The organism is Mesorhizobium humile (genome assembly GCF_033977215.1).
In the GTDB taxonomy this organism is placed as follows: domain Bacteria; phylum Pseudomonadota; class Alphaproteobacteria; order Rhizobiales; family Rhizobiaceae; genus Mesorhizobium; species Mesorhizobium humile.
Genome location: NZ_JAVIIV010000014.1, coordinates 168078 through 180298, shown reverse-complemented (window position 1 = coordinate 180298; position 12221 = coordinate 168078). Strand labels below are relative to the sequence as shown.

The following is a 12221-nucleotide window of genomic DNA, read 5'->3' as shown; positions in this document are numbered from 1 at the left end:
GCCAATGCGGCCATGAAGACGATGCCTAACAAGACCGATCGCAACGATGCCCGCGCGCTTGCGCAGATCATGCGCACGGGCTGGTATCGACAGGTGCATGTGAAGACCCGGCAATGCCGGTTGTGGCGCGCGCTGTTGGTGGCCCGCCGCACGGTGCTGAACGAGATGCGCAGCATAGAGAATGTTGTGCGCGCCATCCTGCGCGAGGCCGGTATCAAGCTCGGCACGCCCTCGCGCACCGCCTTTGCTGATCGCGTGCGCGAGCTGGTCGGCGCCGACGCCGAGGCGATGGTGATGGTCGAGCCGCTGCTTTCGATCCTCGGCTCCATGCTCAAGGAGTTCGCCCGCCTGACCAAGCAGGTTCTCGACATCGTCCGCAAGGAGGAAGTCTGTCGGCGACTGATGAGCGCGCCCGGCGTCGGGCCGATCACCTCGCTCACCTTCCGCGCCACGATCGACCGGCCGGAACGGTTCGGCTCCTCGCGGGCAGTGGGAGCGCATCTGGGGCTGACGCCAGCGCGATACCAGTCCGGTGAAACCGACATTCAGGGCAAGGTCAGCCGTTGCGGCGACGAACTCGCCCGCACCGCCCTCTACGAGGCAGCACATTCGCTACTCGTGCGCTCGAAGAAATGGTCGAGCTTGCGCGCCTGGGGCATGAACATCGCCAAACGTCGCGGCATGGCGCGAGCCCGCGTGGCGGTAGCCCGCAAGCTGGCCGTCATCCTGCATCGCATGTGGGCCGACGCAACCGAATTCCGCTTTGGAAAGGAAGCCGCCGGCCCCACATTGGCATGAAATAGGACAAGGAACAAAAACGAACACAGACAGTGGTTCGCCCGAGAGGGTCATCCGGATCGTTCCCGTGGGGACGATGGGCAAGGCGATCTCGTTAGCAGGCACGATCCTGGGCGAATTCTCCAAGGTCGTTCAACAGATTGAGACGCCTCGCTCTCCCTGACCCCATCATGCGGCGGCTCCGCGCCGACCGCGAAGAGAAGCGAGTGACCCGCGGGGCGACATGATCCGGAAAGAAGACGGGAAAAGCTTGACCTCACCGACCCCAATCAGAGAAGCCTGCTAGACGTCATGTTCCGAGGCGGAGATCGGTGGCCCGCCCTTTCGTGCGATTAAAGGACGAGGGTTGCTCGGATGGGCCGAGCCGATCCTCACGCACGGAGGGCGAGCCATGGGAGAGTTTAGCGAAGCATTTGTTGCGTTTGATGTAGCCAAGAAGAAGCACGCGGTTGCGATTGCGGAGGGCGGTCGCACTGGCGAGGTCCGGTTTGTCGGCGAGGTCGAGAATAGTCCTGCGGCGATAGAGCGGACGATCAAGAAGCTGGGAAAAAAGTATGATCGACTGCACGTCTGCTTCGAGGCCGGGCCGACCGGTTATGGGTTGTGCCGGCAGGTCCGCGATCTTGGACACGATTGCATGGTGGTTGCGCCGGCTCTGATCCCGAAGCGGCCGGGCGAGCATGTGAAGACCAACCGGCGGGACGCGGTCACGCTCGCGCGGCTGCATCGGGCGGGCGAGCTGACCGGGGTCTGGGTGCCGGACGTGGTCCACGAGGCTGTCCGCGATCTGGTCCGAGCCCGCGAAGCCGCAGCCGACGACCTGCGCCGCAAACGCCAGCAGCTACTTTCCTTCCTCCTGCGCCATGGGCGGATCTACGAGAACGGCGGCCATTGGACATTGGCGCACCTGCGCTGGCTTGCCCGCCAGAGCTTCGAGCATACCGCGCAGCAGATCGTGTTCCAGGAGAAGATCGACGCGATCGAGGACGCGGCTCAGCGACTGCATCGCCTGGACGAGCAGCTGAAAGTCATCGTGCCAACCTGGTCCATGGCGCGGGTCGTCGAGGCCTATCAGGCCATGCGTGGCGCCTCGTTCCTGGTCGCAGTGATCTTCGCGGCCGAGATTGGGGATGTGCGTCGCTTCGATACGCCGCCGCAGTTGATGGCTTTTCTCGGCCTTGTCCCGGGGGAGCGCTCGACCGGTGTCACGGTTCGCCGGTCGAGCCTTACGCTCGCCGGCAATCGACGCGCCCGTCGCGCCCTGGTCGAAGCGGCATGGACTTACCGCTATCCTGCCAGGGTCAGCGAGGCCCTGAGGGTGCGGCTCGAGGGGCTGCCCAAGGCTGTCCGCGATATTGCCTGGAAGGGGCAGGTCCGGCTCTGCGCCCGCTATCGCCGCCTCAGCGCCACTGGCAAGAAGCCGCCGGTGGTCGTGGCTGCGATCGCACGCGAGATGGCCGCCTTCTTGTGGGCCATCGGCCGGGAGGTCGCGCCGTCATAACCGGTCTCGACCCAACCCGCTGCACAGCGTTGGGGGTGGGCCACGGTGGGGAACTCCCGTCGCTAGTTATGTGGCCGAGCCGATGCGCCCGACGCCCGCCCTCTAGACCGAGGACAGCCCCGAGACGAAGACACGGAAGGCCGGTACCCAACCCGCGGATGAGAGTCTGATCAACCGTCGTCTCTGAGCTCCACCCCCAGCCCTGTGCAGCTTCAACCGATCCGACTGCATGGCAAACCTGCCAAGCAGGGTGAGCCTTCTTGCCTTCAACCTTGACAGGGAACATGAGAGACTAGCTGAAAAAATCCTGAGGAGGCAGGCGCGGCAGTTCGGCTTCGCTTCAGGGGGCTCATAATGCGTGGCTGCCCTGCTTACACGGAGTGTCGTCAGGACGGCAGGAAGGCCGAATAGCGGTCAAGAAAGCCCCCGAAGGCCTCGGTGAATGCGGTGCAGTCTTCATCGGTCGTGGCCAGTGAGAGATTGATCGTGCCACGCCGCTGCACGTAGAAGCCGCGCAGAAGCATGTCCAGTTGAAAGAGCTTCCGTTGCACTGGCGTGGTCGCGATTTCGGCGGGATTACGGGGTGCCTTGGGCTGAAAATGCAGCGATAGAATGGACCCGTAGGCGCCGATCGAAAGCACTGGTCCACGTGCCCTCGCGGCTGCAAGGAGGCTCTGGCGCAGCGTATCGCCGCGAGCGTTGGCCCCATGGAGCGCCTCGGCGGTCGCTACTTTCGTTAGACCGACCTGGCCGGCGATCATGGTCAGCACGTTATTGTTGAACGTGCCGCCATGTCCGATAGCGCCAGGAAGGGACGGGTCCAGCCGATCCATCAGGTCCGCGCGTCCGCCCAAGGCACCGAATGTCAGGCCACCACCTAGCGACTTGCCAAGCGTTGTGAGATCGGTGCGGACCTTAACTAGATCCTGGAGGCCGCCAGGGGAGAAGCGGGCGGTCTGAACCTCATCGAAGATAAGAAGCGCCCCGCACTCATCCGCGATGACCCGAAGATTGGCAAGGAAGGTAGGGTCGGCCAGAATGCCGCCGCCGCTCCCCATCATGGGTTCGATGATGATGGCGGCGGTCTGTGCTCCATCCTTTTCCAGGACTCGCCGAACATCTTCCTCGTCGTTGAATCGAGCGAAGCGCAGCCGCGGCTTGTCGACGTTGAGCGGCATTTCGGCACCGAGGTAGTTGGCAAAGCTCCCATGATATCCACCATGGAAGGCGAGCACCAGCGGCCGGCCCGTTACCGCGCGCGCCAGGCCGATGGCCATTAGATTGGCCTCGGTGCCGGAATTGCCGAAGCGAACACGCTCGATCGACGAGAAACGACTACATATCGCTTTGGCCAGCGCTTCTTCATACCTATGGGGACCACCGAAGCTGATGCCGTTATCGAGCGCGCTTCGGATGCCGGCCAGTATGACCGGGTGGGAATGACCGTAGAACCCGGCCGTCAGGTCGTTTGCGAAGTCCATATAGCTGTGTCCGTCGACGTCGATGACGCGGGCACCCTCCGCGCTTTCGATGAATACGGGAAACGGATCGTAGTGGAGCGCGGCCCTCGTATTTCCGCCGGGGAGCACTTGGCGCGCCGTGGAAAGGTGCACTCGACTCCTAGGATTAGCGTTTGAATAGCGAGCTTGCAATTCCTCGATTTCGCGTTCGAGGGCGAGTTTCTCGACGGTCGATTGGTTCATCTTGAATCCTCACATTTGCTCTGGGGGCTAGCGCGGTTTGCGCCTTGTCAGGAGTAGCCAGCCACCTGCTCGACAATGCTTTGCGCAGGTCGTCCACTCTCGTTTGTAGAAATTGTCTAAATCCGATCCGGACGTTTCCGCCGAGCCGTGCGCAGATCGGAGACTTTCGCGAATGTGCTGGGTGTCATCGCTTACTCCTTTGATTGAGAACGCTGTTAAGCTTTTTCGCCAGGACCCTCACATGCGGCGGAGCGACCATCGTGTAATGGTCACCTGGCACCTCGTGAATTTCTAGGGGGCTTCGCGCGAATTGCCTCCACCCAAGATCGCCATCGGGCTGGTTAGTGGAAGTTCGTAGCCCATTTTTTGCCGCAAAGAGAACGGACCTGCTGTCGTTGGGCCGAGGCGTATAATCACGCAGCGCAATTCTATTTGCCTCGGCAACTGTCAGAATATTATTGAGCTGCATATTGCTCATATCGGGGACATTGCCTGCTTGCGTCCCGAAATCGCGCAAGGCCGTAACCTGACACTCACGTTTGATGGATTTCAGCCTTCGCCAATGTTGCTTCAGCGCGGGAAAAAGCACGGTCAATATGATCGCTTGCGCGCTCAGCCAGTCAGGAATGGGACTGTTGCCGAGCAGGCGATGATACCGGCCGTCTGTGTGATCTTCATCCTTGTGAATTGCTTTGGCATCGAGCAACCCAAGTATCGATATCTCGTCACCAGCATCGCGCAATTGGCAGGCCATTTCCCAAGCAATGCTACCGCCCATGGACAAGCCGACGAGCTGATAGGGGCCGCGTGCTTGTACGCTCTTGATGGCCTCAACATATTCTCCTGCCATCTCCGTAATGCTCAGGTGAGGTTTTGCCTCACCATTCAGGCCCCTCGCCTGTAATCCGAAGAGTGGCTGCTCTGCACCCAGTGCTTTAGCAAGAGGCGTATATAAGAGTACATGTCCGCCAAAGGGGTGGGGGCAAAACACAGGTGCGTGCGAACCGCCGGTTTGTATCGGCACTAATGCCCTCGGATGCGCGTCTCCATGGGTCTTCGAGAGGGCTAATGCGAGCCCTTCGGGTGTCTGATGTTCCAGCAGCAGGGACACAGCCAATCTCTCTCCCGTTAGCTGCTCGATTCGATCGATGACGCTTAAGGCGCTCAACGAATCGCCACCAAGATCAAAGAACCTGTCGGTCAGGGCAACGTCATCCACGCCCAGAATATCCCGATAGACGGCCGCAATTTGGCAGTCCAAAGCTGCGTCAGCAGAGACAATCAAAATCGGACTGCGCCCTCCTTCGTTCCCAGCCGGGCGATCGACGGATGAGCCCCCAGCGTCTTCGGTATTTTGGACCTGCTCCCTCGTGGCGACTGCGTCGAGCCAGTAACGCTTGCGGTCGAAAGGATAAGGCGGGAGGGGAGTTCGCGGCGGGGGCTTATGATCGTGCAGGCCAGACCAATCAATACCAACGCCGCAGGTCCAAAGCTTGCCCAGTGTCTGTAACACTCTCGTATGATCCCCTTGCCCGTGACCGCCTCCTGGCAAGCCTGCAAAGGCGACGGGGCCGCGCAGGTTGCTCTTTGACTTGAACTGCCTGGAAAGCGCGGTCAGGGCTGCACCCGGCCCCATCTCAATGAACAACTCGTGTCCCGATTGCACCAGCCGATCGAAAGCTACCTGGAACTGCACCGTCTCACGCAGATTGCGGACCCAATAGCTGCCATCAGGCGGCACTTCCGCCTCAAGCCAATCACCGAGCACCGTTGACATGAAAGGTACTTGCGGCGTGTGCAACTCGACTTGTTCTGCGTGGATCCTAAACTTCGGCAGGATTGGATCGAGCAGGGATGAATGCACGGCATGACTTGCACGCATTCGCTTGCTTGCGATGGATTTCGCCTGCAATCGCTCATGAAACGCTGCTATATCGGATACGGGCCCCGAGACAACGCACTGACGCGGCCCGTTTATGGCCGCCAATGAAAGGCGTTCATTCCAATATGGTCGGAGTTCTTCCCGCGACAGATGGACTGCAACAATCCCGCCGACGGGTACGTGCGACGTTAACTGCCCCCTTTTCAGTGTCAGTCGAATCGCTTCGGGTAACGAGATGATGCCCGCAACATGAGCGGCGGCATATTCTCCGATGCTGTGGCCTATCACAGCTGCTGGGAAAATGCCCCACGAGATGAAGAGCTTCGCCATCGCGTATTGCGTAGCAAAGATGACAGGCTGTATGACGGCTTCCAGCTGAGGCTCACTCTCGCCATCAGATTTTCCTTCGCAGTAGAGCAGGGGGCGGAAATCAATATCCGCGAACTCGTTGAGCCATTTTGCGCATTCGTCGATGGCGTTGCGGAATACAGGCTCTTCTTCATAAAGCTCCCGACCCATTCCGATCTGCTGCCCGCCCTGGCCGGAGAACATGAACACGATGTGGTGTTCACTACTTGGCGCCTCTCCCGACGCGTCCGTATTCAGTGCCGCGTGATCGAGTTGGTCGGCTAGTTCCACCAGATCGGATCCCACGAAACTTGTGCGATATCTGAGAGCCGCTCGACCCTTTTGAAGGGTACATGCGATATCTGCTACGTCATGCTGAATATCGCTTCGGCGCATAAAGCCGGCCAGTTGCCGGAGCATTTCGGTCATTGCCGACCTGCTCGCCGCCGATACCGGAAAGACGTGCGGCCTGCGACTGGCGTGCTCCTCGGTTCGCGGCGGAGCCTCCTCAAGAATCGCGTGTGCGTTCGTGCCACCAATGCCAAATGAGCTAACCCCGCCGCGTCTTGGCTGATCACCTTTGGGCCAAGCAGTGCGGGTCTTGTTTACGAGTACCGGACTCTCGTGAAAGTCGATATTTGGATTGGGTATGTCAAAATGCAGGCTAGCAGGAATGACGCCCCTGTTCAGCATCATGGCGAGCTTGATCAACCCCGTTACCCCAGCAGCGGCGTCGAGATGGCCAATATTTGTCTTCACCGAACCTATTGCGCAGAATTGTTTCCTCGCGGTATGGGAACGGAAGGCCTTGGTCAGGCCAGAGATTTCAATGGGGTCTCCAAGATAGGTTCCCGTACCATGCGCCTCCACGTAACCAACGGTGTCCGCTGGGACGCCAGCATCGGTGAGGGCAGCCTGAATCACCGCAGCTTGTCCGTCGGCGCTGGGGGCGGTGAAGCCTACCTTGGCGGCCCCGTCATTGTTGATGGCGGTCCCCTTTATGACCGCCCATATATAATCTCCGTCTTTGCAAGCATCGCTCAATCGCTTGAGAACGACAACCGCTGCTCCGCTGCCTCTCACCGTTCCTTGTGCCTTAGCATCGAAAGCACGGCAGTGGCCGTCAGGGGATAAGATATGGCCCTGTTGATGGAGATAGCCTTTTCCATGCGGCAAGGAAATCGATGCACCACCTGCCATTGCCATGTCGCACTCATTGCTGCGCAGGCTCTGGCAAGCGAGGTGGACAGCAACTAGCGAGGTGGAGCAAGCCGTCTGAACTGAGACGCAGGGGCCGGTCAAGTTGAGCTTATAGGCGATGCGCGTCGCCGTGAAATCGCAGCCACTGAGAATACGAAACTGCAACTTCTCTGAATCCAGCAGGTCGCGGCTCGCTTCGCGGTCAACGAGATAGTGGTTGGCCCCCACGCCGGCAAAGACACCGACACGGCCAACTCCTGCTTCGCGAGATCCGTATCCTGCATGGTCGAGCGCCTGATACGCTGTTTCAAGCAGAATTCGCTGTTGTGGGTCCGTCCACGCTGCTTCCTTAGGCGAGACGTTGAAAAACGCTGCATCAAACAGATCAACTCCGCTGATGACGGCTTCGCGTCTCACATAATTGGGCTTGCCAAAGGTATTGGGATCAACGCCAGCTTCTCGCAATGTCTTTTCATCCAGATCTGCGATGGACTCTGCGCCATCGACCAGATTGTTCCAGAATTGATCCACATTCTCCGCTCCCGGGAACCTCCCCGCCATGCCGATGATCGCGATAGCATTGCGATCCTGGCTAGGTATGTCTTTCGTCGCGGCTAGGCTACTTGGCTTCTTGGGCTGTTCCGGGTGGTGAGCTCCTGAAATTCCGGCCAAGTGTCTGGCCAGCCTACTAATGTTGGTGTGCTCGAACAGATCCAGAATCTTGCAATCAATCCCCAAGCGGTCACGGATTCGTGCCTGAACCTGGACGATGGCCATGGAGTGTCCGCCCACATCGAAGAAATTGTCTTCAACGCCGACAGAGTCGAGTTGCAGCACATCTTTCCATATCTCAGCCAACTTCGTCTGCAGCCCGGAGGTCGGCAAAATTAGCTGTTTTGAATTCGGCTTTCTCGGCTCGGGAAGGGCGCGCCGATCTACCTTGCCGCTGCGATTGGTCGGTAGCTGCGGGAGGAAGACAAACTGTGAGGGGATCATGTAGTTGGGAAGCACGGCACCTAGAAAAGCCTGAAGGTCATCGGTGTTCTCCGAAATCTCCCGTTGCGTCACCACATAGGCTGTCAGGTTCGCATTTTCTGTCAGCGCAACGCAGCATGCCTTGACATTTTCGTGCTCCATCAGGCACTGCTCGATTTCGGCAAGCTCGACCCGCATACCGCGGATCTTGATCTGTCCGTCTTTCCGACCTAGGAACTCAATCGTGCCATCTGACCGATACCGGGCTCGATCTCCAGTCTTATAGAGTCTGGACTGCGGCTGGTCACGAAACCGCTTTGGCTGGAAAAGCTGGCGGGTGAGTTCATCGCGATTGATGTAGCCGCGAGCAAGGCCGACACCCCCGATATAAAGCTCACCGATTGCGCCAATTGGTGCCGGCTTGCCATAGCGATCGAGAATGTAAGCTTTGGTATTGATAGCAGGGCGCCCGATCGGTGGCTTTCGCCCATCAAGTTTCACCTCGTTCCTGATGCAAAAAACGGTTGTTTCGGTGGGCCCATAGGAGTTGAAGATGCGCCGATTCTCACCCCATCGCTCAATGAGGCTCGATGGCAAAGACTCGCCACCTGACTTGATCACGGCGAGATCTGGAAGATCGGTTGATGGCAAGGCCATCCACGCCGTGGGGGTAAGACCGGCAGCGGTAATGCGCTCACGGCGCATGAAGTCGACAAGCTCGGCTCCAGGCAGTGACGCCGATGGGGGCGCCAGGCACAATCGACCACCCGAAGATAAGGCCAACATGAAATCAAACAGAGATGCATCAAATCCGCAGGAAGCGAACTGCAATACCCGGCCATCTGGCCCCAACTGATAAGTGCGTCTTAGATCCTCCGTCATGTTGCAGGCGCTGCGATGTTCAACCATCACGCCTTTAGGCTGACCCGTTGAACCGGACGTATAGATCACGTAGGCCAAATCAGAGGGGCGGGCAAGACAGTGCGGAGGCGTGACTTCATGCAGGGCAATTTGGGTGTCGTCCCCGTCGAGGAGAACCACCGCGTATCCATTCGCACCTTCAATGTTTAGCCCTGACAGGTCTTTCCCGAACGTCTGTTCCTTAAGTTCCGTTTTGCTTATCACTGCAGTGGTGCCAGCATCCCGCAGCATGAAGCGCAGACGCTTGGCTGGGAGTCGCGGATCGAGAGGAAGGTAAACGGCCCCCACCTTCAAGATTGCTAGAAAGCCGACAATGAGATCGCACGAACGCTCAACGAGAACGCCGACGACGTCGCCAAGGCGGATACCTTTTGAAATTAGATGACGAGCGAGCCTGTTTGCCCTTTGCTCTAGTAAGGCATAGCTGAGTGCCTCCGATGGGCAACTGACAGCGATATTGTCTGGGTAAGCGGCAGCCTGCGCTTCGATCAGGTTGTGCAAGCAAATGTCGGACGGGAAAACTGCACTTGTGTCGTTCAAACCGTGCAGAAGATGGTGCTCTTCCTCTTGCGTCAGAAGACTATAGTCGCCTATCCGTCGCTCTGGCGCATCTGCAATCGCCTCTAGCAACAAACGATAGTGGTTCGCCAGCCGCTCGATGGTGCTAGGATCCCACAAATCCGAATTGTATACGACATCTAGGCGGACACTTTTTTTGCTGGCCAGGATTCGAAAATCGAGATCGATCCAGATATCGGTCTCGCAAAGTTGGATTTGCGCAGGCAAGCCGGACAGGTCGACCTCGCATGGCGCGAAGCCAAGAGAACTCACCGCTTCCGGAGTGAAGTTGAAAACTGCTTGCGCGAGAGGATTGCGATTGGCTGCCGTGGGCAGCTTGAGTTTCTCCAGTAGCAGCGGAAGGGGAAAATACTCGTGGCTGCGCGCGCAACGCATGAGCTGGCGCACCCGCTGCAGATGGTCGAGGAAAATGGGATTTCCGGAAAGATCCTGCCGTAGGGCTGCCAGCGTCACAAAGTACCCGAAGGTCCCTGAAAAATTGCCTGCCGGACGACCGAGACGTGGCACGTAGAGGGTGATGTCGTCCTGGTCGCCATAACGATGCAGCAGGACGTAATAGGCAGCAAGCAGCACGGTGGCGAGCGTCACTTTTTCTTTGTGCGCCAGTCGCTCCAAGCGCGCGACCAGTGACATCTCAATATTCACTGAGAGAACTGACCCGGTGTGCGTGGCAAGTGCGGCTCGTGGTCTGTCGGTCGGAAGGGCCAAGTCAGGTTCGTGATCAACAAACTGGCTGCGCCAGTAGGCCCACATGCGTTCTCCATCGTCGCCGTCAAGGAGTTGCTCTTGCCAGGCTACGAAGTCTTTATAAGGAGCCGCTGTGGTGAGGCTCGGCATGCCTGTTTCGCCGCAGAACGCCTGGTAGAGCCTGCCGAACTCGTGCAGGAAGGTGCGAATGCTGCAGCCGTCGGATATAATATGATGGAAATTGAGGAGGAGAACCTCTTCCTTGGCACTGATGAACAGGTGAGCGCGAAACACGGGCCCATGTTCCAGATCGAAAGGCGAGCGAGCTTCCGCTGCGATACAGTGACGGAAGTCCGCCTCTTCGACGTTTAGCCGAACGACATGAAAACTCAGAGAGGCTGTCCCATGAATGCGCTGAACGACCTGCTCGCCGTCCTGGTGAAAGGTTGTGCGTAGCATTTCATGGCGGTCGATCAATGACCGGAGCGCGCGCCGCAAGGCATCAATGTCGAACGGTGCCTTTATGCGCAGTTGGACTGGCAGATTGTATTCGCTACCTGTCGGTCGCTTTTGATGATGTATCCAAAGGCCCATCTGGCCATGCGACAGCGGACGTGTAACATGATCCATTGCTTTCTCCAGCCGTATAGTTGTTCAGAGAACATGTCATTCTTCTCGTGAAGATGGTTTGAATTGTTCGAGAATTATTTGCGGCGGTCATGTGCACCTTTCGTAATACGGAATACACATTTATACAAAGGTAGAATTGTGGACGGACTGGGGGGTACAAATTTTAAAAAAAGTCAAAAGAAAGATCGAGGAATATCAAGCTGCTTCGCGATGGTTAAAGTCGCTTCATATTATCTTTACACATCGTAACCGTCGGCGAAGCGGCTCCTAGGTAGTAACCGAGCCACGTAAGCAGCGGGAAGTTCGAAACCTCGCCTTTGGAGCCGGATTTTGATTCACTCGGCGCGTTGATTTGGGCGGAGGCGCTGGATGCGGGGACAGGCTGGTTTCTGGGACTTTGATGAGCGCTATTTGCTGCTGAGCGGGTCGGCGCCGCTGAAGAAGCTGAACGCGGTAGTGGCGAGGGAGGTTTTCCGCAAGCCGCTCGGAAGGTCGCCGCGTGATGGGCTTCGCCGTTGAGCCTTCCAAACGTGTGAAGCGCATGCGACCGGCTCAGCGGCTCTAGCAGGTTGTTGAAAAACCGTTTTGTTCACGGAACGTATCGGAATTAGGCCGGGTACAGATCGAAGTCAAAACGGCTATCTGTGAGACTTTTTCAGCAGCCTGCTAGTCTAGGAGAAGCAACTCGGCGCAGGGGTCGCCCACTCCCGGCTGGCTCCCCACCGGTTGCAGAAGGTTGCGCTTGCGCCACACTGGCACTTTCGGCGAACCTCTGACAAAACTGGCCATAGCCGTCGGAATGGCGGCCAAGTATTGCAGCAAAAAGCGGGTGACCAGACACAACCGCAACGGAAACGTTACACAAGCTTATTTTGCAAACAGCTGGGTCGACCATTATCCAAGACAATCTTGATGAGATTGGAGCCCTTCGCTTCAGTACTAGCCGCGACGCTCCGGTGGTGCGCCAGATGTGACTTCGATTGCCCAATGGAAGGAG

4 protein-coding genes are annotated in these 12221 nt (G+C 58.2%); 2 read left to right on the top strand and 2 right to left on the bottom strand.

Annotated features, from left to right (window positions below; all coding sequences use genetic code 11):
- Both RFM52_RS21155 and RFM52_RS21150 read left to right on the top strand, forming a co-directional pair.
- The coding region (locus RFM52_RS21155; RefSeq protein WP_320327872.1) for an IS110 family RNA-guided transposase at nt 1-798 on the top strand (798 nt) is incomplete at its 5' end.
- A 391-nt stretch (nt 799-1189) separates the two neighbouring features.
- Complete coding sequence (locus RFM52_RS21150) at nt 1190-2299, top strand: IS110 family RNA-guided transposase (protein WP_320297920.1); 1110 nt, start codon at nt 1190-1192, stop codon at nt 2297-2299.
- Between the two features lie 386 nt (nt 2300-2685).
- Here RFM52_RS21150 and RFM52_RS21145 read toward each other — a convergent pair whose 3' ends face one another.
- Together RFM52_RS21145 and RFM52_RS21140 are read right to left on the bottom strand one after the other, a co-directional pair.
- On the bottom strand, nt 2686-4002 hold the full coding sequence (locus RFM52_RS21145) for an aspartate aminotransferase family protein (RefSeq protein ID WP_320297919.1): 1317 nt from the start codon (nt 4000-4002) through the stop codon (nt 2686-2688).
- Nucleotides 4003-4186: 184 nt separating this feature from the next.
- Complete coding sequence (locus tag RFM52_RS21140) at nt 4187-11224, bottom strand: non-ribosomal peptide synthetase/type I polyketide synthase (RefSeq protein ID WP_320297918.1); 7038 nt, start codon at nt 11222-11224, stop codon at nt 4187-4189.
- Nucleotides 11225-12221 lie beyond the last annotated feature (997 nt).

Coding starts and splice junctions, on each gene's coding strand:
- RFM52_RS21140 (WP_320297918.1), bottom strand. CDS start 11,224: ATGGATCATGTTACACGTCCGCTGTCGCATGGCCAGATGGGCCTTTGG.
- RFM52_RS21145 (WP_320297919.1), bottom strand. CDS start 4,002: ATGAACCAATCGACCGTCGAGAAACTCGCCCTCGAACGCGAAATCGAG.
- RFM52_RS21150 (WP_320297920.1), top strand. CDS start 1,190: ATGGGAGAGTTTAGCGAAGCATTTGTTGCGTTTGATGTAGCCAAGAAG.